The organism is Acinetobacter sp. CIP-A165 (assembly GCF_000367985.1).
Classification (GTDB): Bacteria; Pseudomonadota; Gammaproteobacteria; order Pseudomonadales; family Moraxellaceae; genus Acinetobacter.
Genome location: NZ_KB849206.1, coordinates 380039 through 402997, shown reverse-complemented (window position 1 = coordinate 402997; position 22959 = coordinate 380039). Strand labels below are relative to the sequence as shown.

Sequence of the window (22959 nt, the reverse complement as noted above, 5' to 3'; positions counted from 1 at the left end):
TTGAAAACAACAGGCAGTTTGCCCGTACTACACAACAAAATATGGTATTCAAGTAATGAGTGAAACTGTTCCCTCAGTTGTTACGATTGATATTGGGACTCATAAGGTCACAGTTTTAATTGGTAAAATCCATGCGCCGGACAAGATCCAAGTCATTGGCATGGCATCCGCTCGTAACCGAGGTATGGTTAAGGGCAAGATTGTCAGTCTAGACAAGGTCATTGCGGCGATTAAAAACGCAGTATCCGAAGCTGAGGATATGGCGGAGTGCCGTATTCATAGCGCTTGGGTGTCTATTCCGAGTACAGAATTACAGAGTTTTTATGCCTCTGGTCGTACACCTGTGGCCAACCATGATCATATTATTACAACAAATGAAGTAGTCAGAGCGTTAGAGCTGGCGAAAGCCAGTCATGTTTCCCCAGATTATTATTTAGCAAGTGCAGTGCCACTTGGTTTTGAGTTGGGTGATTCGGCGGAATGGGTGCAGAACCCCGTCAATATGTCTGCACACAGTATGACGGGACATTATCAATTGATGATGATGCCAATTAGTACCATGCAAAACCTTGATCGTGCGATGAAAGGCGCGAATATCGGGGTGGAAAAAATGGTGGTGTCTTGCTTAGCAACCGCGGAAGCAAGTCTGCTTAAAGATGAAAAAGAATATGGCGTGTGTTTGGTAGATATTGGTGCGGGTATTACCAATATTGCGGTATATCTAGATGGACGTCTAGCGCTAGCCCGTACTTTGCAGCGTGGTGGTGAAAATGTAACGCGTGATATTGCGGCTGTACTACAGACCACCACGGATGAAGCTGAGCGGATCAAGATACTGCATGGTTGTGTGGATCTGAGTGTGGTGAAACCTGATCATATGATCCAAGTACAGGGGATTGATGGCACCCAAACCATTAGTCGTATTGAACTTGCAGAAATCATCATTGCACGTTATGAGGAAATCTTTGCGCTGATTCGTGATGAATTACAGCATAGTGGTGCGATTCATGGTTTGTATCATGGCGTGGTGTTAACGGGCGATGCTTGTCAAATCGAAGGTATGGTGAATTTGGCACGACGGATGCTTGGTGTCTCTGCACATTTGGGCAATCCACCGTTACAGGTGTATGCCGATGATCAGCATTTGCCAGCCTTGCGTCGTTCGATGTATGCCACGGCTTCAGGTTTGTTGATGTTTAGCCAAAGTGATTTGCAAGATGTGGTTGAAGAACCAGAGGAAGCCGCGGATCGTAGTTTTGTGGATCGGGTTGCCAATGGTTGGAATGCATTGAATAGCAAATTAAAGGCTATATTTTAAGTTGTAGTTATTTTTAGGAAAATTTGTTAGGAAGTTGTAATACTAAGTCACTCTACTTGACAAGTTGATGATTATTGCACAGCATCCTAAACATCAGTAGTTTTAAAAATCAGGGCAGTAACGGGCTGAAGTAACTGCCATTAATATATTAGGAAATCTAAAGGTCATGGCCTCATTTGAATTTATAGAAGATGAACTAGACGATGGCAACGGTCAAGCCCGTTTCACAGTGTTTGGTGTTGGTGGTGGTGGTGGTAATGCTGTTCAGCACATGGCGCAGTCTGATATTCAAGGTGTGAAATTTGTCTGTGCCAATACAGATAAGCAAGCACTTGACTCTATGAATGCACCATTCAAGATTCAATTGGGTGAGCAAAGCACGCGTGGCCTAGGCGCTGGCGCAAACCCAGAAGTGGGTCAGATTGCCGCAGAAGAAAGTCGTGAAGTGATTCGCCAACACCTTGAAGGTACTGACATGGTCTTTGTCACTGCGGGCATGGGTGGCGGTACAGGTACCGGCGCGGCGCCAGTGGTTGCTGAAGTTGCCAAAGAAATGGGGATTTTGACCGTTGGTGTTGTCACGACTCCATTCAACTTTGAAGGACGTCGTCGTCAAAAATCTGCGGAAAAGGGCATTGATGCTTTAGAAGCGCATGTTGATTCTTTGATTATTATTCCGAACCAGCGCTTACTCAGTGTTTATGGCGATATTTCAATGAAAGATGCCTATAAAAAGGCAGATGATGTATTGCTAAATGCGGTTCGCAGTATCTTCGATCTGGTGGTCAATCGTGGTCACATTAACCTTGACTTTGCCGATTTAAAAACAGCGATGAGTACACGTGGTTATGCCATGATGGGTGCTGGTTTAGGCCGTGGTGAAGATCGTGCACGTCAAGCTGCTGAGCAAGCGATTCGCAGCCCGTTGCTTGATAATGTAAATATTATCAATGCCAAAGGCGTGTTGATCAATATCACAGGTGGCGATGATATTACCCTTCGCGAAACAGAAATTATTACCGATATCGTCAATCAAATCGTTGATTTGGATGATGGTGAGATTTTCTACGGTACGGTATTTGATCCAGATGCCCGTGATGAGCTTCGTGTCACCGTTATTGCAACGGGTTTAACACGCAATTCAGCCGAAGTTGATCATAAAAAACGTACGACTGCTACACATGCTTCCGCTCAAGCAACCCAAGCTGTTGATGAAGATGATGTTCCTGCGATCAATAAGCGTGCGAATGCAGAGGCTTCAGCCAATGCAGCGCCAAGTTCATCACCGTTGTCATCACCGATGAGTATTCAAGACTATTTGAAAAATCAACAACGTAAATAGTCGAATAAAAAGATGGTTAAAAAGGGGTATTGATTACCCCTTTTTTTTATTTTTAGAATAAATGGGTCATCATGTCGCTATTGCTTACGTTTTATTTCAGCTCTGATGAGATTTTCTTTGACAAGGCAATCCATTTATGAAGTGCCAAAAGACCCTAAATATGCTAACTTATAGCGGTTTTTGCAAATAAAGTTGGCATGGCATGTTGAAACAACGGACTCTCAAACGTGTGGTGAAAGCGAGCGGTATTGGTCTGCACAGTGGTCAAAAGGTGCTGATTAATTTTGTTCCACACCATATTGATGGAGGTATTGTCTTTCGCCGTATCGACTTAAATCCGCCAGTTGATATTCCAGCCGATGCTTTGCTGATCCAAGAAGCCTTTATGTGTTCCAATCTGGTCCGTGAAGACATTAAGGTGGGCACCATCGAACATGTCATGAGTGCCATTGCTGGTCTTGGGATTGATAATTTAATTGTTGAGGTATCCGCTTCTGAAGTTCCGATTATGGATGGAAGTGCAGGGCCATTTATTTATTTACTCATACAAGGTGAACTTGCGGAGCAAGATGCGCCGAAAAAATTTATTCGAATTTTAAAACCTGTTGAAGCATTAATAGAAGATAAACGCGCGATTTTTACACCGCATTCAGGCTTTCAGTTGAATTTTACCATTGATTTTGATCATCCTGCCTTTGCTAAAGAATACCAGTCAGCCACCATTGATTTTTCCACAGAAGTTTTTGTCTATGAAGTGAGTGAAGCACGCACTTTTGGCTTTATGAAAGATTTAGATTACTTAAAAGCCAATAATCTTGCCTTGGGCGCGAGCTTAGACAATGCGATTGGGGTGGATGATACAGGTGTAGTCAATGAAGAAGGATTGCGCTTTGCGGATGAATTTGTCCGACATAAGATTTTGGATGCAGTCGGGGATTTATATCTCCTTGGACATCAGGTCATTGCGAAGTTTGATGGCTATAAATCAGGCCATGCACTCAATAATCAGCTATTACGCAATGTTCAAAATGATCCAAGCAGCTATGAAATTGTAACATTTGATGACGAGAAGAATTGTCCAATTCCGTATGTAAGTGTGACATAAGTCATTGTCTTTCCATGCCTATGTTATAATGTAACAAGCTGAAATGAGATGCACGTCACGGAAAATAACAGTAGATTCCATCACTTAAATTGAGTGGTTTACTTTTTATTGCTTGCCAAACGTAGTAAAGCTTGGCTAAGCTTAGGGTCGCTCACATATTCAGCGGCGCTACGCAATAGCTCTTGAGTCTCTGGTGTAAGTACTTTTGATGAGGGGGATGGTTGTTGAGGTGCAATAACTTTGTGTCTTAAACGAACTTGAATTTTTCGTAAATCATGAAGTCCTTGGAGTTGAGCTAACTGCGCAACATAGTGGCTTTGCAAATAACTGAGTTGACTAATCATTGCTTGATTTTCACCGGTTATGATCAGAACACCATGTTGATAACAAACAACTTGCCATTGCTCTGGTTGGGGCAGTAAAGGTTGAATAATTTTCGTAAGTTGTGTCCATTGTGTGACTTGCGTCGTTAGAAACGTTAAGTTTCCAGTTTTTGTACGTTGTCCTTTCTGTTGAAAAACGTTGCTAGGTTCAGACATGTCAACTTCCTTCGAGGAGATATGCCCATCTTAAGCGTTTATTTTGGCTGTTATCAAGGAAGAGATGATAAAGGGACTTTTTAAGGACGGTTTCAAGAGGTTTTTTATGCATCATACGCGTCGTATTTTACTGGCATTTTCATTGGCGGCTTCAGCTGCTTCAGTTGCTTTTGCAGACTATCAAAATATCAATCAAGCAAATGCTGCTGATCGTTTAGAACAGTTATCAAATACCTTAGCTCAAGGTTCTTATACCCACCCTGATGATATTGATTTACCTGCTGTATCCAATGTATCGGTTAAATTACGCGAAAAAACCATTGAATTGAATAATGCAAGCATTGAGAAAAAATATGGTCGCCAAGACAGCGGATCATCTTTCTCAGCGGGGACAGGTCATTCTTGGTTGGTGAGTCATCCACTACAAGAAGGCCGAGTAAGTTCTACTTGGGGCAATCGCACCTTATTGGGTTCGACCCGTCATCATTCAGGTGTTGATATTGCGGCACCATCAGGTACACCTATCTATGCAACTGGTCCTGGTGTTGTGACCAAAGCAGGTTGGGGTACAGGTTATGGTCAATATGTTGAAATTGACCATGGCAGCGGTTATGTCACACGTTATGCGCATGCATCACGTTTAATGGTGAGTGCAGGTGATCGTGTCGGCGCTGGTGAGCATATTGCCAATGTTGGATGTACAGGTCGTTGTACTGGACCTCATTTACATTTTGAAGTTGTGAAAGATGGTCAACGCAGAAACCCTTCAACTTACCTTGCAATGTTGCCTTAATGTAATTTATTAACAGTTGTATATAAATATTTAAAGAAAATCGCCTTTATTGGCGATTTTTTATGTTTTATGTTTGATTTGGGTCAATGACTATTTAGGAAAAAAATATTAAGTGCTTTTGTATTCATTTAGGGCAATACCTTTATGAAGCCAAAACATGATAAATATAGCAACAACAATATAACTTAAGGGAAAAGGTGAATTATATGGCGTTTTATGGCGACTCTGACGCGCAGGAAACCCAAGAATGGCAAGATGCTTTTGATTCAGTATTGCAGCACATGGGCACGGAGCGCGCTGCTTTCTTACTGGAAAAGCTTTATCAACGGGCGATTGCGAAACATGTTCCAATTCAACGCTTAAATACACCTTATCTCAATACGATTTCAGTTGAAGAACAACCTGCGATGCCTGGCGACCAAGATATGGAACGCCGTATTCGTGCATTGATTCGTTGGAATGCCTTAGCAATGGTACTTCGTGCGAATAAAACAGGTGATGATCTAGGTGGACACTTGGCGAGCTTCGCATCAAGTGCAACATTATATGACGTAGGTTTTAACCATTTCTTCCGCGCAAACAGCAATAACTTTGGCGGAGATATGATTTATTACCAAGGACACTGTGCTCCTGGTATTTATGCACGTTCATTCCTTGAAGGACGTTTAACTGAAGAACAGTTAAGTAATTTCCGCCGTGAAGTTGGTGGTAACGGTTTACCAAGCTATCCACATCCGTATTTAATGCCGGACTATTGGCAATTCCCCACAGTCTCAATGGGTCTTGGTCCAATCATGTCGATCTACCAAGCACACATTCAAAAATATTTGATGAATCGTGGTTTGATTAAAGAAGAAGATCGTAAAGTCTGGGCATATCTTGGTGATGGCGAGATGGATGAGCCAGAAAGTACTGGTGCAATTTCACTTGCTGGTCGTGAAAAGCTTGATAACCTAATTTGGGTCGTGAACTGTAACTTACAGCGCCTCGATGGTCCTGTACGTGGTAACGGTAAAATTATTCAAGAATTAGAATCTTTATTCCGTGGTGCGGGCTGGCGTGTCATTAAAGTGGTGTGGGGCCGTCATTGGGATCCTCTACTTGCTCAAGATAATTCAGGCGCTTTAAAAGCAGTAATGGAAGAAACAGTTGATGGTGAGTACCAGCGCTATCAAGTGAAAGGTGGTGCATATACACGTGAGAAATTCTTTGGCAAGTACCCAGAAGCTGCGGAACTTGTAAAAGATTTAAGCGATGAAGACATCGATAATCTTAACCGTGGTGGTCATGACCCGTACAAAGTTTTTGCTGCCTATGCAGAAGCAATGAAAGCCAAAGGTCAACCAACCGTTATTCTTGCGAAAACGGTTAAAGGTTACGGTTTGTCTGAGGAAATTGAAGCGGTGAACAAAACTCACCAAATCAAAAAAATGCAGGTCGACTCTTTGAAATATGTACGTGACCGTTTTAACCTGCCATTTACAGATGATAAGTTAGAAGAGCTTCCATTCTACCGCCCAAGTGAAAACTCTCCAGAAATGAAGTATATGAAGGCGCGTCGTGAAGCATTAGGTGGTTACCTACCTGCACGTCGTAAAGAGAGTGAAATTTTAGCGATTCCTGAATTATCTGTATTTGATGCAGTATTAAGCGGTTCAGGTGGTAAAGAACAATCGACCACGATGTTGATGGTTCGTTTAATTTCTGCCTTACTGAAAGAAAAAGCAATTAAAGACCGCGTAGTACCAATCGTTCCAGATGAAGCACGTACTTTTGGTTTAGAAGGTATGTTCCGTCAGCTCGGTATTTATGCTGCTCACGGTCAAAAATATACCCCAGAAGACCAAGAACAGCTCATGCATTACCGTGAAGCAAGTGATGGTCATATGCTTCAAGAAGGAATTAACGAAGCGGGTGCGATGAGTGCATGGGCGGCGTTAGGTACCAGTTATTCAACCAATAACTTGCCGATGATTCCAATGTACATGTACTACTCAATGTTTGGTTTCCAACGTATTGGTGACATTGCATGGGCGGCAGGTGATGCACAGGCACAAGGTTTCTTACTTGGTGCTACTGCTGGCCGTACTACACTGAACGGTGAAGGTTTACAGCACCAAGATGGTCATTCACATATCTTGGCGAACACAATTCCAAACTGTGTATCTTATGATCCATGTTTTGGTTATGAGTTAGCTGTAATCGTTCATGACGGTTTACAACGTATGTATGTAAACCAAGAGCGTGTGTTCTATTACTTAACAGTAATGAACGAAAACTACGAGCATCCTGCAATGCCAGAAGGCGCTGAGGAAGGCATTAAACGTGGTATGTACTTGTTCGAAAATGATGAAAAAGCAACTGTCCAATTACTTGGTTCAGGTGTCATTCTTCGTGAAGTGATTAAAGCTGCGAAAATCTTACGTGATGAATACCAAATCCACTCAAACGTTTGGAGTGTAACAAGCTTCAATGAGTTGTCGCGTGATGGTATGGCATGTGAAGAATACAACCGTTTACACCCACTTACTGAAGAAGTGAAAGAATCTTGGGTATCTAAACAATTACGTGGTACAGAAGGTATCGTTGTTTCTGCTACAGACCATATGCGTGCGTACAGCGAACAAATTCGTGCATATCTTCCTGATGGTCGTCCATTTGTTGCATTAGGTACAGATGGTTATGGCCGTTCAGATACACGTGCGAACTTACGTAGTTTCTTTGGTGTTGATGCTGCACATATCGTTGTTGCGACTTTGAAAAAATTAGCTGACGAAGGTGAAGTGGATGCACGTTTAGTTAAAGATGCAATTTCTAACTTTGAGTTAGATACTGATCGTCCAGTGGCTTGGGCTCCACAAGCGCATCCAGAAGTTCAGGCAGTTGCTGAATACCATGAAGCGCAAACAGGTGAGGGGAAATAATCATGCAAATCCAAGCACCTGATATTGGCGTAGATAAGGCTCTTGTTGCAGAAATCTTGGTAAAAGTGGGTGATCACGTTGCAGTTGAGGATAGCCTTTTGGTTCTAGAATCAGACAAAGCAACGGTTGAAGTACCAAGTACCGCCGCAGGGGTCGTCAAAAGCATTTTGGTAAAACAAGGTGACGAAGTCACAGAAGGCGTTGCACTGATTGAGCTTGAGGAAGAATCTCAAGCTGCACAAGAGACGGCTACTGAAGCACCAAAGTCTGAAAGTCCGAAAGCGGAAGCGCAACCTGAGAAAACTGAAACTCAACCAGCACCTGTGGCGGCTCAAACAGCGACTGCGACGCAAGTGGTTGATGTGAAAGTACCTGACATTGGTGTTGAAAAAGCATTGGTTGCAGAAATTTTGGTCAAAGTTGGTGATCAGATTGAAACTGAGCAAAGCATCGTGGTGGTTGAGTCAGACAAAGCCACAGTAGAAGTGCCAAGCTCGGTCGCTGGTGTGGTTGAGTCGATTCAGATTAAAGAAGGCGACAGTGTTAAAGAGGGTGTTGTATTAATTCAAGTCAAAACAACAACCACTGAAACTGCGTCAGCACCGCAAGCTGAACCTGCTGAAGCCGAAGCACCTGCCTCAACTAGTACCACAACAGGTGAAGTTGAAATCACAGTGCCTGATCTTGGTGTAGATAAGGCAGTTGTTTCTGAAATTTTGGTCAATGTCGGTGATCGTGTAGAAGCACAACAAAGTCTATGCGTGGTTGAGTCAGATAAAGCTTCGGTTGAAGTACCAAGTTCATCTGCTGGCATCGTGAAAGCCATTCATGTGTCATTGAATCAAGATGTGCGCCAAGGGATGCCGTTGGCAACGGTTGAAGTCAGTGGTCAGGCAATTGCGCCAGCCGCAGCAAAAGCTCAGGCCACTCCTTCGGCAGAGCCTAAAGCCGCGGAAAAACTGCAGCCCGCAGTGGCGGCATCAGCGCCTACTGCTGCAACACAAACAGATAAGTTAACTAAAGCACAAGAAGCAGACAATGCCAAGGTTTATGCAGGGCCTGCCGTGCGTAAGTTGGCACGTGAATTGGGTGTGGTACTTGGGCAAGTCAAAGCTTCGGGTGAACATGGTCGAGTAATGAAAGACGATGTTTTTGCATATGTAAAAACTCGATTGACCACAGCGCCAGTAAGTCCAACAACTCAAGCTGCACCAGCGGCTTCTGGTTTGCCAGCTTTACCAGACTTTAGTGCCTTCGGTGGCGGTGAAGTTAAAGCGATGACGCGCTTGCAGCAAGTCTCTGTGCCGCAGTTGTCATTGAATAACTTTATTCCCCAAGTTACACAGTTCGACTTGGCGGATATCACTGAGTTAGAAGCGTGGCGTGGTGAACTCAAAGATGGTTTCAAAAAGCAGGGTCTTAGCTTAACCATCTTGGCATTCATTGCCAAAGCGGTTGCACACTTGCTGAAAGAAGAGCCTTATTTTGCTGGACACTTGGCGGATGATCAAAAATCAGTACTATTACGTAATGAAATTCATATGGGCATTGCAGTTGCAACGCCAGATGGATTAACCGTTCCTGTATTGCGCAATCCTGACCAGAAATCGATTAAGCAAATTGCCACTGAATTGGCTGAGCTGAGCCAAAAAGCGCGTGATCGTAAGTTGTCACCGAAAGATTTACAAGGTGCGAACTTTACTATTACCAGCTTAGGTTCAATTGGCGGTACGGCATTTACACCACTGGTCAACTGGCCTCAAGTTGCAATTTTGGGTATTTCACCTGCAACCATGCAGCCAGTCTGGAATGGCAAAGACTTTGATCCGCGACTCATGTTGCCACTATCGTTATCTTATGATCATCGTGTGATTAATGGTGCAGATGCGGCACGTTTTAGTAATAAGCTCACCAAGTTATTAAAAGATATTCGCAGTTTATTGCTGTAAATATTTTGAATGTAGAGAGCCTCGCTTATGCGGGGTTTTCTTTTTGGGAAATTTAAAATATCAGACTTTATTTCAGCGCTGTTTTATTTAGAATAAATCATCAGGATTCAATACGCTTAAACAGGAAGTAGAGATGCTCGCGATTTATAAAGTGATGTTACCGCTCGTGTTGATTGCTTTTGTGCTGATGGGGTTGTGGGTGAGTTACTTACACTTTCCATGGGAATGGATTCTTTATGCGGTAATGGGTTTGGAGGTGTTACTTGCGACCGTGGCGATGACAATGGAATATCAAGCGCAGCATGCTGGTAGCACCAGCGGTTGGGGAAGTATGGGTATTATTGGCAGCAATGTCGTTTTTGCATGCCTATTGGGGCTTTTTAGATGTGTATTGTGGTGGTATCAAAAAATCTAAATTTAGAGATTTTAAATAGGATATGGATTTGTTAGAATAAAATCACTTCATTGGGGAGTAGCCGCTCTTTACGCAAAGTAAAGAGGTGATGATCAACATAATTGTTCAACAGAACATGGTCATCATAGCAAAGAACCAAAAACAGCTTTTTAGCTGTGCTTTTGTTGGCAAGACCTTTGATTTATCACTCTGCAATCAATCTATTTGATTTTGGCTAGCAGGAGGGGTAGGTCATCGGTATATTTTGCTAGCCAGAGCATTCAACAATGTATGAATTTCTCATCTCGACTTCTATCGTTGCCCTTGCTGAAATGGGCGATAAAACTCAACTTCTGGCTTTATTGCTTGCCGCACGTTTTCGTAAACCGATTCCGATTCTGATTGCCATATTATTGGCGACATTGATTAATCATGGTTTATCGGCTGTCCTTGGGCAATGGATTACCACCGTACTGAGTCCTGAAATCTTATTGTGGATCCTTGCCTTGGGTTTCATTGGGATGGCGATTTGGATGTTGATTCCAGATGAATTGGGTGATGAAACAGAAAATATCAATAAATGGCAAAAATTTGGTGTGTTTGGTGCAACCTTTATCTTATTTTTCTTGGCAGAAATCGGCGATAAAACCCAAATTGCAACGGTCGCATTGGCGGCTCGTTTTGACAGTATTTTTTGGGTCACGCTCGGCACAACTCTAGGCATGATGATTGCTAACGCGCCTGCGGTATTTATTGGCAATAAATTGGCTGAACGTTTGCCGATCGCTTTGATTCATAAGATTGGTGCTGCGATTTTCTTAATTATCGGTTTATCGGCTTTGGTGCAGCATTATTTCTTGTAAGGTTGTGATCCAGATAGCGCACGCTGCTTTAGCGTGCGTTTTTTGTGATCAAAGGATTAATAGTTAAACTTCACCGTAAAGTTAATCTGGCGTGGGTTGCCAAGAGTGACCATATTCTCATTCAGCGCACCAGCATAGTAATCTTTGTCAAACATATTGCGGATCGCCAATTGTGCACCCCAATGTTCGGCATCATAACCCGCTTCAGTATCAAATAATGTGTAGCTTGGGATATCCACAGATAAGCCATTGACGCTTTTCTTCGTTTCACCTCGCAAACCAGCACCCACATACCAGCCTATATCAGAATTCGGTTCAAAACGATAACGGGTAGAAAGACTGTAGCTATGTTTGGGAATATTATCGATCCGCAATCCGATATTATTGGCTACGGTATCTTTGCTGGTTTCAGCGTCAGGTGTATACGTATAAGCGGCTGTGATTTTGAGCTGATCAAAGAGCTGAGCGGCGATTTCAGTTTCGACCCCACGTGTCATTTGTTCACCACGTTGTACCTTAAAGCCTGAGTTGATTGGGTCGCTGACAGAAACATTTTGGCGGCGTAGGTCAAACCAAGCAATGCTACCTTGAATCCGCTGATCTGGACTTTGTAGTTTTAAGCCAACTTCAATTTGTTTGCCCTTTTCAGGCCTAAAAGTATTGTCATAAAAATCAGTTCCTGTTGTAGGCAAGAAGGACGTTGCATAACTGACATAGGGTGCAACCAGATCGTTAATGCTATACAGGAGGGAGGCATTGCCAGTAAATGCATTATCAGATTGTGATGTCTCAGTATTTTTGACCAAATTGTTGCTGCTGGTTTCTGCCCAATCGTGACGTCCCGCAAGATTTAAAACCAGTTGTTCATTCAGTTGTATCCGATCGCGTATATATAAGCCCGTATATCTGAGGCGATTGATATCATGATTGGTTGGCGTTTCAGGGCAATCCACAGTGGTGTTATATTGTGGCGCATATAAATTCAAATTGCCGACTGTACAGCGATTATTGATGTAATCACTTTTTTCTTGCATGGCATCGACACCAACCGTCAATTCATGTGCCATATTGGCAAGCTTAAATGTTTTCCGTAGCTGATTGTCGATTGCAAAGTTTAGATTATCCACATCTTGATAGCGTCCCTGACGCTGAATGGTGGTGTAATCAATTTTCCCATTTTTATCTTTCGCCCAGAAGTTTTTACCTGTTGCTGCAAACACTGCTGGACCGAGCATTTCAGTTTTTTGTATTGCAAAGTTTTGCTTGAATTGCCAATCATTTTCAAACCGATGAGCAAAATTATAACCGACACGGTAAACATCCGCATCGTAACCACCATGTGCAGGTTCACTGATAAACAATTTACTGGTCAATGAGCCATTCGGGTTCGGCAATAAAGTGCCCATAACAGGCAAGCCTTGTTGGCGCATATATTCACGATGTTGATAACTGGCAATCACCGATAAATCCGTATTTTCACCTAAATCAAAATTATAAGACGGTGAAATATAATAATTTTTAAAATAGACAAAGTCGGTGGGATCGTTTTGATCAGAAATCCGTCCGTTTAAACGAAAAGCACCTTTATCGCTATTATTTGGGCTGTAGTTTAAATCAAATGTACCTTGTTTGAGTTGATTTGAGCCATAGGTCAATGTACCGCGATAGAAACTTTCTGCTTGGGGGCGCTTGGTCACCATATTGACCATGCCACCCGGTTGCACCAAACCAAAATTGACCGATGCAGGGCCTTTTAAAACTTGGACTTGATCCATGCCTGAAATTTCGGTGGCAACGAAAGTGCTTTGTCCTTGGCGTAATCCATCAATAAACACTTGATCTGATGAGTTTTGTCCGCGAATAATAAAATCATCCCAGCCACGTCGTCCAAGTTGTCCTGATACCACACCCGCAACACCATTGATGGCTTCGGCTAGCGTAGAGGCTTGTTTCTGTTCTAATTGTTCTTGGGTAATCACACTGACGGATTGAGCTGTTTTAAATAAAGGATCATTTGACTTTAACACTGAGCTGGCTTTTTTGGCAACGTAACTTGATGTAGGCTCTTGTTGTGCCTGAATTTCGATTGTGGGCAGGATATTGGTTGATTCGCTACTTTGGGGAGTCGCAGTTGCTGCATGCGTTGTGGTCATCGCTGTAAAAACAGCAAGCGCTAAGAGGGTGGGTGAAGATGGGAGTCGTTGCGATGGTCGCATAAATGAGTCAGCCTAGACAAGCAGAAGTTGAATTTGATAATGAGAATTATTGTATTTAAAAAAATATTATTTTTAAATGTCCAAAACATTTATTTTTAAATTGAGTGAGCAGGCGATTTGTCTCTAAAAATGATCGGAAATGTGTGGTGGTGATCGGGGTGGCGTGCTGAATTGTGGGCGAAATAGCAAAGATTTAATGGTGTAAAAATTATTTCATCATAGAAAATGAAAAATACAGCGAAATTTGTTTATAATAGCTCACGGAAATTACCAGTGAGATTGTTATGCTGACCATCGTTCAAGAAGCGTTAACCTTCGATGATGTCTTATTACTTCCTGCCTACTCAACTGTTCTCCCAAAAGATGTCTCTCTAAAGACACGTTTAACTCGCGGAATTCAACTTAATATCCCTCTCGTTTCGGCTGCAATGGATACAGTGACTGAGTCACGTATGGCGATTGCGATGGCGCAAAATGGTGGTATTGGTATTTTGCATAAAAACATGGATATTGCAGCGCAAGCCGCTGAAGTACGCCGTGTGAAAAAATTTGAAGCGGGGATGGTGAAAGATCCAATCACCGTTACGCCTGAAACCACTGTTCGTGAATTGATTGCGATTACGCAAGCCAATAACATTAGTGGCGTGCCAGTGGTGAAAGATGGCAAAGTGGTTGGGATCGTGACAGGGCGTGATACACGTTTTGAAACCAATCTTGAGCAACCTGTAAGCAACATCATGACAGGTCAAGACCGCTTAGTAACGGTTCTTGAAAGCGAATCGAAAGAAAATATTCAAGCACTTCTTCAAAAACACCGTATTGAAAAAGTATTGGTGGTTGATGAAAACAATGCACTGAAAGGTTTAATCACGGTTACTGACTTCCGTAAAGCTGAGCTTTATCCAAATAGCTGTAAAGACGAACTCGGTCGTTTACGCGTGGGTGCTGCGGTTGGTACAGGTGCAGAAACACCTGCACGTGTAGAAGCGTTGGTCGAAGCTGGTGTGGATGTGATTGTCGTAGATACGGCACATGGTCATTCTGCTGGTGTGATTGAACGTGTGCGTTGGGTTAAACAAAACTTCCCACAAGTTCAAGTGATTGGCGGCAATATTGCCACTGGTGATGCAGCATTGGCATTACTCGATGCGGGTGCAGATGCTGTGAAAGTCGGCATTGGTCCAGGTTCAATTTGTACTACTCGTATCGTTGCAGGGATTGGCGTTCCTCAAATGTCTGCGATTGATAATGTTGCCAGTGCTTTAAAAGGTCAGATTCCTTTGATTGCTGATGGTGGTATTCGTTACTCAGGCGATATGGCGAAAGCGATTGCTGCGGGTGCAAGCACGATCATGGTAGGTTCACTCATGGCGGGTACTGAAGAAGCGCCGGGTGAGGTTGAATTTTTCCAAGGACGCTACTATAAAGCCTATCGTGGTATGGGTTCATTAGGCGCGATGTCTGGTGCTTCAGGTTCGTCTGACCGTTATTTCCAAGATGCCAAAGCAGGTGTAGAAAAGCTTGTTCCTGAAGGTATTGAAGGTCGTGTACCTTATAAAGGTCCAATGAGTGCGATTGTGCATCAAATGATGGGTGGTTTACGTTCATCTATGGGCTATACAGGTTCAGCGGATATCGAAGCAATGGCGCAAAACGCGAAGTTTGTGAAGATTACCTCTGCGGGTATGCAAGAATCACATGTGCATGACGTGACGATTACCAAAGAAGCACCTAACTATCGTATTGGTTGATTTTTGGTAACTGTTTAGATTGAAAAACCGTCAGTTCACTGATGGTTTTTTTGTTTTGGTGTAAAGTGAATAACATGAAAAAGATATGGTTACAATCCATATAAAAGATAAGAAAGTGAGTAAATAATGAGTTATTTTGGTACTGATGGAATTCGTGGCAAATTTGGACAAATGCCAATTACTCCTGAATTTGCATTGAAATTAGGTTTTGCAGCTGGAAAAGTATTAAAACGTACCAGTCCGAAAAATAAGCCAATTGTTGTTTTGGGTAAAGATACACGCTTATCAGGTTATATTTTAGAGGCGGCACTGCAAGCAGGTCTTAACGCAGCAGGCGTTTATGTACATTTATTGGGCCCATTACCAACCCCAGCCATTGCCCATTTAACCCGTGCACTACATGCCCATGCTGGGATTGTGATTTCAGCATCACATAATCCTTATTATGATAATGGCATTAAATTTTTCTCAAGTGAAGGCAAAAAGCTTCCCGATGCATTGCAAGAGCAAATTAACCAAGAATTAGAAAATGATCTTGAGATCGAAGACAATGCCAGTTTGGGTAAAAGCGTTCGAGTGAAAGATGCCAATGGACGTTATATCGAATTTTGTAAGTCGACCTTCCCATACCATTTTGATTTGCGTAATGTAAAAATTGTGGTGGATTGTGCCAATGGTGCAGCTTATAGCGTAGGACCATCCGTGTTCCGTGAGTTGGGTGCTAAAGTGATCCCGATGTATAACGAACCAGATGGTCTAAATATCAATGAAAATTGTGGTTCTACTCATCCTGAACATTTACAGAAAGCAGTTGTTGAACATAACGCTGATCTAGGTATCGCTTTTGATGGTGATGCCGACCGTGTGGTGATGGTGGATAAAAATGGTCAACTGATTGACGGTGATCATATTCTATATATCCTTGCGACACAGGCGAAAAATAAGCCTACAGGGGTGGTTGGAACAGTAATGAGCAACATGGCACTTGAGTTGGCATTGCAAAAAGCCAATGTCGGTTTTGTCCGTGCGAGTGTAGGTGATCGTTATGTTTTACAAGCGCTTGAAGAAAATGAATGGGTGATTGGCGGTGAGCCATCAGGTCATATTCTGACACTGGATAAGAGCACCACGGGTGATGCAATTATCGCAGCATTGCAAGTGTTAACGGTGATGGTCGAACAAGACAAAGCTTTACATGAGTTGGTCGAAGGTTTTGACTTATTCCCACAAATACTGGTCAACGTGCGTTTGCAGCAGATGATTGATCCATACTCGATTCCTGCTTTAGTTGCTGAGTTTGAAAAAGCTGAACAACAATTGAAAGGACGTGGGCGACTTTTGATTCGTAAATCAGGAACTGAGCCTGTGATTCGGGTGATGGTTGAGGGTGATCAACAACAAGAAGTTGAAACTTTAGCGCATCAATTGGCTGATGCAGTACGAGCCCAAGCCCAAGTTGCATAGTGGAGAGTCGGCATGAGTGATGTGATTAAAGACTTAAGTGAATTACGTTTAAGTTATGAACAAGGTGAGTTACACGAAGCACAAATTAGTGATCATCCTCATCTTCAGTTTTTAAACTGGTTTAATCATGCTCTGGCTGCACATTTACATGAGCCGTATACCATGTCTTTGGCAACGGCAAATGCCCAAGGGCGACCACATGTGCGTACCGTATTGTTACGTGGTGCAACGGAAGCAGGCTATGACTTTTATACCAACTATGACAGTCAAAAAGGTATCGACCTTGCTGAGAATCCTTTTGCCGAATTGTTATTTTATTGGCCGAGCTTAGAGCGTCAGGTACGGATTAGCGGACAGGTGATCAAGATTTCTGAACAAGAGTCAGCGGAGTATTATCACAAACGCCCACGTGATAGTCAGATTGCAGCCCATATCAGTACACCGCAAAGTGGACGAATTGCCAGCCGTGACGAGTTACAGCAACGTTTCCAAGACTTGCAGCAGCAGATCGGTGAGCAGGGTGAACTTGCCAAGCCAGAATTTTGGGGTGGCTATCGTTTAGTGGCTGACTATTATGAGTTCTGGCAGGGACGACCGAATCGGTTACACGATCGTTTGAGTTATGAAAAACAAAATGGACTTTGGGTTATCCAACGTTTGATGCCATAAATGACCAAAATGCAGATTCAACAAAGACCCTTTCTCACGCGCCCTGAACAATTTCAGGGCGTGCCATCGTTTATGGCTGAAATTTTAGCGAGACGAGGGGTTCAATCCGAGCAGGAACTTGAACTAAAGCTAAAGCATTTACTTTCACCCAATTTAAAAGGCTTAGATACTGCCGTTGAACTGATTAATCAAGCAATTGATCAACAGAAAAAAATTGTCATTATCGGCGATTATGATGCCGATGGTGCAACCAGTACGGCCTTGATGGTCTTGGTATTAAGGGAAATGGGTGCAGACGTTGAGTATCTCGTGCCCGACCGTTTTAAATATGGTTATGGACTCACACCAAAGATTGCTGAGCTGGCACAACAAAGCTATCAGCCTGATTTACTGATTACAGTCGATAATGGTATTTCCAGCCATGCAGGGGTAGAAACAGCGCAAGCTTTGGGGATGCAGGTGATTATTACCGATCATCACTTAACCACAAAAGCGACGCCAAATGCAGAGGCGGTGGTTAACCCAAATCAATTGGGTTGTGATTTCCCGAGTAAAGCATTGGCAGGAGTGGGTGTTGCTTTTTATGTGTTGGCTAAACTCGCAAGTGCTCGCACTCAGCAGGGTAAAAGTAGCTGTAAAGTCACTCAATATTTAGATTTGGTTGCACTCGGCACCTATGCGGATGTGGCAACTTTGGATTATAACAATCGGATATTGATTGATACGGGTCTAAAGCGCATTCAGCAGCAGCAATGTCGTGCCGGAATTTTGGCTTTACTGGATATTGCCAAACGCGATGCAGCAACATTACGCGCGCAAGATTTAGGGTTTGTCATCGGACCACGAATTAATGCGGCTGGGCGTATGGAAAGTATGCGTATTGGTATTGAATGCTTGTTAGCACCAGATCTGGCAACGGCTTATCCGATCGCACAACAACTGAATCAACTGAATATCGAACGCCGCCAAGTTGAAACTGAAATGAAGCAACAAGCATTAACGGCTTTGCAACATATTCAGCTTGAAACCGAACATCTGCCAGCAGCTTTGGTGATGTTTGATGAGCAGTGGCATCAAGGTGTGATTGGTATCGTCGCTGGGCGGCTAAAAGAACAATTTTATCGCCCAAGTTTAGTATTCGCCCCTGATGAAGATGGTATTCATATCAAAGGATCTGCGCGTTCCATCGATGGGATTCATATCCGTGACATGATTGAACAAGTGGCGGAACAGCGCCCTGACTTGATCAGCCATTTTGGTGGCCACGCAGCAGCAGCAGGCTTGACCCTGAAAAAGCAAGATTTTGATGAATTCAAAATAGTATTTACCCAGTCTATCGCTGAAATGGATGATGATTTATTTCAAGCGACATTGTGGACGGACGGTCAGTTAGTTGATTCAGCTTTAAATTTGTCCACATTGGATTGGATCGAACAACTTGGACCTTGGGGGCAAAAGTTTCCGCTGCCTCAGTTTGAAGGTCGCTTTAAAGTGATTGACTATCGCTGGTTGAAAGACCAACATTTGAAATTAAAAGTTTCACTTGGGCAGCAATCAGTTGATGCAATTGCTTTTAATGTAGTTGATCGTTTTGAATTTAATCCGATGTTAGATTATGTTGATTTGGTTTATACCCTAGAACGTAATATTTATAATGGAAATACCAGCTTACAATTGCAAGTGATACATTTAACACAATAAAAAAGCCGCTTTTAATAGCGACTTTTTTATATTATTTTTTAGAATTAGAAACGGAATGTACCGTTGATGCCAAAAGAATCTGCGCCATCAATTGTGGTATAGCCAACACCAACAGCAACTTGTGGTGTAAAGAATTTTTGGGCGCGAATGTTGAAAATACTATCTGAGTCATCCGCAGTCGAGTCTGCAAATGAAATGCCTACACTCAGTGTAGGGTCTAAATAAAGATCAGCAGCCAAGCGGTAAGTTGTTTCATCACCAAAATAACTTTGTGCTTCAAAGTTAGTATAGTAACCACCAACTTGAGTGACATATTTGGCACGTAAAGTCACCGCAGTATCATCATCTTCGCCTGAAACGGTAGCAGAATTCATGAAATTGGTAATAAAACCATATTGTGCAAGTTGTACTGGATTCAGACTCTTAGATAAATCAGCAACTCCTGCTGCCAATAATAAACCACTGATAGGCAAGAATCCCGCCTCAACCGCATAACCATTATGTACTTTTGAGTCTGAACCGAATAATGGAACTGTGACTTTGGTGTTGGTACGGTATAAAGCACCTGATACATAGAATTGTGTATCAGGAATAAAGACTTCACCGGTTACACCAAGACTATTAAATTGTAACTCGATTAGATCTTCATCACCTTCAAGTTTGTTATAAGCAAAGCCCCCACCAATATTGGATGCTTTATTCAAAAATGCTGCTTCTGCTAAAGGTGCATTGCGGGTTTGTATTGGGCTGAAATAGTATTTTCCTGTAATCGTCGCGCCATTACCTTTGCCATCATCCATGTCGATATGTTCGTAGGCAATGGTTGATTCTGTTTGATAGGCATTCGCATTCAATGCAATAACAGATGTAAAAATTGCTGTGGCTAAACTGAGTTTTTTCATATGGAGTCCCCATTCATTAAAATAATTGCTTTATTAATATTTTGTAACAGCGGTAGTTTAATGAAAAAAGGACAAACGTCAACAGACCCTAAATAAATGGTCAAATAAACAGTGATTTTTTGGTTGAGATATAAATTAAAAATGCCCTGAAAATAAATTTTCAGGGCATCTGAGTATAGATTTAGAGTATGTAGCTATAGATATTAGAAGCGGTATTTTGCTGCAACGCCAAATGTATTGTAGTCATTTTTGGCAACAGTTCTATCTTTACCGAAACCAACACGTCCTTCTAAACTCATTTGTTGGTTAAAGAATTTACGTGCATTTACGCCAAATTCACGTTGTTTTGATAGGTCATTGTCGTAGTAATCAGCACCGACACTTAGGGTTTTATCAATATAGTAGTCAGCTGCGAGATTAAACTCATCCAAATCACCGAATGCTGCGCCTGCCTCTAAGTTGATGTCATTTCCACCCACTTGAGTTACGTATTTAGCACGAATGGTTGGATCAACACCATCATCAAATTTGTTGTCATAGCCTTTCGCACCGACTGCAAGCAACAAACCTGGTGCTGGCAGATAACCGACTTCAGCACTGTAATAAGTGGTCTTGATATCTCGTGCCTTATCCAGTTTTAACGTGTTACGGCTAACATCACCGCTAAGATAAAAATCAGAGTTAGGAACAAAGTATTCGACACCGACACCATAAGTATTGTCGTCAGTCGCGCCTTTATCTTTCCAAGACGCTTCAGCACTTACATTACTTGCTCGATCTAAAAATGCAGCTTCGGCAAGTGGCGCATTACGGGTTTGTACAGGGTTGAAATAATATTTACCATTAATCGCGAAGTCACTGCCTGAACTACCTTTATCAGGGTCGATATAACCTACCGATGCGCCAACTTCAGCTTGATAAGCATGAGCAGTTCCTGTTACTGCAAGTGCAGATAAAAGTGCTGATGCAATTGCTAATTTTTTCATGGTTATGCCCCTTTGAGATAATGAACCGAATGAAATTTAGATTACATGTTTTGTTACAACTTCCAGTCTAGGCTAAAAACAGGATGCGTCAATCCTAATTCGGTAAACAAATGGTACAAATGTAAGTGAAGTGTAATTTGGTTTGTTTAATATATTGATTTTAATTGATAAATATTAATGTTTTGATTTATTAAAACTTAGGATAGATTGTGTGTTTTGGTATTTTTCGTGTAATTCATAAACACTATTGTCGCTAAATGTGTCGTTTAAGAATAATAAAATCAATAAGGAAAAAAGGACTATTTTGAAATCAGCAATAAGGAAATCTGTTCGAATCACAGAGGCTGTGTAGTGTAAAACACTTATGTTAAAATGATCGATTGAGTGAAAAAACATTGTGAGACGAGACGCGTGGAAATTAATCCGTATTTAAACCAATTGAAAGATTTATCTGATCGTAGCCAAACACTACGGGGGTATCTTTGACTACGATCTAAAGGCTGAGCGTTTAGAAGAAGTTTTAAGAGAGTTAGAAGACCCTGAGATTTGGAATGATCAAAGCCGCGCGCAAGCCATCGCTAAAGAAAAGGGCAGTTTAGAAAATACGCTTGGGGTGTTTGACCGTTTGGCGGAACAGCTTGATGATGCCAAGGCAATGCTTGACCTCGCTGTTGAGGCGGATGATGAAAGCTTATTGCTTGATGTGCAAAGTGAATTAGACAGTGCTGAAACAGCATTGGCCAATCTTGAATTCCGTCGAATGTTTAGTCATCCAATGGATCCAAATCCATGCTTCCTCGAAATTCAGTCAGGCTCTGGCGGGACCGAAGCGCAAGATTGGGCATCGATGCTGTTACGTATGTATCTGCGTTGGATCGAGCGTCACGGTTTTAAAGCTGAATTGATGGAAGTGTCTGACGGTGATGTGGCAGGGATTAAATCTGCAACCATCCGTGTTGATGGTGAGTTTGCGTATGGTTGGTTACGGACAGAAACGGGTGTACATCGTTTAGTACGTAAATCACCATTTGATAGTAACAATAACCGTCATACATCTTTCTCTGCTGTGTTTATCTCTCCTGAGATCGATGACAATATTGAAATTGATATCAATCCATCCGATGTCCGCACGGATACTTATCGTGCTTCGGGTGCAGGTGGTCAGCACATTAACAAAACGGATTCTGCGGTGCGTTTAACCCATGCACCAACAGGGATTGTGGTTGCTTGTCAGAACCAGCGTTCACAACATGCGAACCGCGACCATGCTTGGAAACAGTTACGCGCCAAACTCTATGAATTAGAGATGAGTAAACGTAATGAAGCTGCGCAAGCCTTAGAAGATTCAAAGTCAGATATTGGTTGGGGCAGTCAAATTCGTTCTTATGTTTTAGATGATTCACGCATTAAAGACTTGCGTACAGGTGTGGAAAACTCAAACACCAAAGCAGTTCTCGATGGTGATCTAGATAAATTTATCGAAGCAAGTTTAAAGCAGGGTCTATAAACCTCTTTTCTAAAAAGAGACTTTGGAAAATTAATTTAAACGGCAAGCTCGTTTAGCGAGAGGTGGTTAATCGGAAAAATATGATATTAATATCGAAAAAAATAGATATTAATATTTGAAAATTTCGATATACTGATTCTAGGTGCTGAACGAAGCTTCGCTTGTTGAGAAACGTGGTGAGTCTATGGATATTGATGTTATAAGCAAGGCCCTAGCCAATCCATTACGTCGACAGATTTTGCAATGGTTAAAAGAGCCTGAGCGATTTTTGCCCGTTGAACAATGTGGTGGTAGTTTTGAACGCGGCGTATGTGCAGGGCACATTGAGCGTTTAGGCAAAGTTGCGCAATCAACGATGTCGAATCATTTGTCTGTATTACAGCAGGCTGGTTTGATACAGGTTGAAAAATATGGACAGTGGTCATATTTCACGCGTAATGAAGCTTTGATTCAGCAATACATCGAACATTTGAAACAAACACTCTAAAAACGTATTTAAAGGTCAACCTTTAATACGTTGATAAAAGTGAAGTTGA

The 22959-nt window shown here is 42.3% G+C and carries 18 protein-coding genes and 1 riboswitch; of the genes, 14 read left to right on the top strand and 4 right to left on the bottom strand.

The annotated features are described in order from the left end of the window. The first annotated feature begins 55 nt into the window (after positions 1 to 55). The 3 genes from ftsA (at position 56) to lpxC (ending at position 3765) form a co-directional block, all read left to right on the top strand. The gene (gene ftsA / locus F991_RS16170) at positions 56 to 1318 is read left to right on the top strand and encodes a cell division protein FtsA (RefSeq protein WP_004673441.1); all 1263 of its coding nucleotides are present in this window, start codon (positions 56 to 58) and stop codon (positions 1316 to 1318) included. Positions 1319 to 1484: 166 nt separating this feature from the next. Next, on the top strand, positions 1485 to 2660 hold the full coding sequence (gene ftsZ, locus F991_RS16165) for a cell division protein FtsZ (RefSeq protein ID WP_004673440.1): 1176 nt from the start codon (positions 1485 to 1487) through the stop codon (positions 2658 to 2660). Positions 2661 to 2862: 202 nt separating this feature from the next. After that, the gene (gene lpxC, locus F991_RS16160; protein WP_004673438.1) at positions 2863 to 3765 is read left to right on the top strand and encodes a UDP-3-O-acyl-N-acetylglucosamine deacetylase; all 903 of its coding nucleotides are present in this window, start codon (positions 2863 to 2865) and stop codon (positions 3763 to 3765) included. A 98-nt stretch (positions 3766 to 3863) separates the two neighbouring features. Here the strand turns inward: lpxC and F991_RS16155 are convergent, their stop codons facing one another. Continuing rightward, the gene (locus tag F991_RS16155) at positions 3864 to 4304 is read right to left on the bottom strand and encodes a hypothetical protein (RefSeq protein WP_004673437.1); all 441 of its coding nucleotides are present in this window, start codon (positions 4302 to 4304) and stop codon (positions 3864 to 3866) included. A 106-nt stretch (positions 4305 to 4410) separates the two neighbouring features. Between F991_RS16155 and F991_RS16150 the strand changes: the two genes are divergently transcribed. From F991_RS16150 to F991_RS16130, 5 genes are all read left to right on the top strand, one after another. Next, a complete protein-coding gene (locus F991_RS16150) occupies positions 4411 to 5097 on the top strand; it encodes a M23 family metallopeptidase (RefSeq protein ID WP_004673436.1) in 687 nt (228 codons plus the stop codon). A gap of 206 nt (positions 5098 to 5303) precedes the next feature. Further along, positions 5304 to 8021, top strand: a complete 2718-nt coding sequence (gene aceE / locus F991_RS16145; RefSeq protein WP_004673435.1) for a pyruvate dehydrogenase (acetyl-transferring), homodimeric type — start codon at positions 5304 to 5306, stop codon at positions 8019 to 8021. 2 nt (positions 8022 to 8023) lie between these two features. Further along, on the top strand, positions 8024 to 9970 hold the full coding sequence (locus tag F991_RS16140) for a 2-oxo acid dehydrogenase subunit E2 (RefSeq protein WP_004673434.1): 1947 nt from the start codon (positions 8024 to 8026) through the stop codon (positions 9968 to 9970). 133 nt (positions 9971 to 10103) lie between these two features. Continuing rightward, positions 10104 to 10385, top strand: coding sequence for a hypothetical protein (locus tag F991_RS16135; RefSeq protein WP_004673433.1), 282 nt, complete (start codon positions 10104 to 10106; stop codon positions 10383 to 10385). 40 nt (positions 10386 to 10425) lie between these two features. Next, positions 10426 to 10566, top strand: a riboswitch (yybP-ykoY riboswitch). 85 nt (positions 10567 to 10651) lie between these two features. Continuing rightward, on the top strand, positions 10652 to 11227 hold the full coding sequence (locus tag F991_RS16130) for a TMEM165/GDT1 family protein (RefSeq protein WP_004673431.1): 576 nt from the start codon (positions 10652 to 10654) through the stop codon (positions 11225 to 11227). A gap of 56 nt (positions 11228 to 11283) precedes the next feature. Here F991_RS16130 and F991_RS16125 read toward each other — a convergent pair whose 3' ends face one another. Continuing rightward, positions 11284 to 13443, bottom strand: a complete 2160-nt coding sequence (locus F991_RS16125) for a TonB-dependent siderophore receptor (protein ID WP_004673429.1) — start codon at positions 13441 to 13443, stop codon at positions 11284 to 11286. Between the two features lie 284 nt (positions 13444 to 13727). On the opposite strand from F991_RS16125, the gene guaB reads away from it, so the two are divergent. The 4 genes from guaB (at position 13728) to recJ (ending at position 19028) form a co-directional block, all read left to right on the top strand. Continuing rightward, positions 13728 to 15194 (top strand): IMP dehydrogenase, encoded by a 1467-nt coding sequence (guaB, locus tag F991_RS16120; RefSeq protein ID WP_004673427.1) that lies wholly within the window; start codon positions 13728 to 13730, stop codon positions 15192 to 15194. A 126-nt stretch (positions 15195 to 15320) separates the two neighbouring features. Continuing rightward, on the top strand, positions 15321 to 16658 hold the full coding sequence (glmM, locus tag F991_RS16115; protein WP_004673425.1) for a phosphoglucosamine mutase: 1338 nt from the start codon (positions 15321 to 15323) through the stop codon (positions 16656 to 16658). A 12-nt stretch (positions 16659 to 16670) separates the two neighbouring features. Next, positions 16671 to 17327 (top strand): pyridoxamine 5'-phosphate oxidase, encoded by a 657-nt coding sequence (gene pdxH / locus F991_RS16110; protein ID WP_004673423.1) that lies wholly within the window; start codon positions 16671 to 16673, stop codon positions 17325 to 17327. Then, positions 17328 to 19028 carry a single-stranded-DNA-specific exonuclease RecJ gene (gene recJ, locus F991_RS16105; RefSeq protein ID WP_004673421.1) on the top strand — a complete coding sequence of 567 codons (1701 nt, stop codon included), beginning with the start codon at positions 17328 to 17330 and terminating at the stop codon, positions 19026 to 19028. It abuts the gene before it with no gap. 44 nt (positions 19029 to 19072) lie between these two features. Here recJ and F991_RS16100 read toward each other — a convergent pair whose 3' ends face one another. Together F991_RS16100 and F991_RS16095 are read right to left on the bottom strand one after the other, a co-directional pair. Beyond that, positions 19073 to 19930, bottom strand: a complete 858-nt coding sequence (locus F991_RS16100) for a putative porin (protein ID WP_004673419.1) — start codon at positions 19928 to 19930, stop codon at positions 19073 to 19075. Between the two features lie 203 nt (positions 19931 to 20133). Beyond that, positions 20134 to 20916 carry a putative porin gene (locus tag F991_RS16095; RefSeq protein ID WP_004673417.1) on the bottom strand — a complete coding sequence of 261 codons (783 nt, stop codon included), beginning with the start codon at positions 20914 to 20916 and terminating at the stop codon, positions 20134 to 20136. Positions 20917 to 21327: 411 nt separating this feature from the next. On the opposite strand from F991_RS16095, the gene prfB reads away from it, so the two are divergent. Then, a protein-coding gene (gene prfB / locus F991_RS16090) for a peptide chain release factor 2 (protein ID WP_155757036.1) occupies positions 21328 to 22423 on the top strand; the annotation gives its coding sequence in 2 pieces (ribosomal slippage) (positions 21328 to 21399 and positions 21401 to 22423; 1095 coding nt in all). A gap of 184 nt (positions 22424 to 22607) precedes the next feature. Beyond that, entirely contained in the window at positions 22608 to 22910 is a 303-nt protein-coding gene (locus tag F991_RS16085) for an ArsR/SmtB family transcription factor (RefSeq protein WP_034595781.1), read from the top strand. Positions 22911 to 22959: the final 49 nt, after the last annotated feature.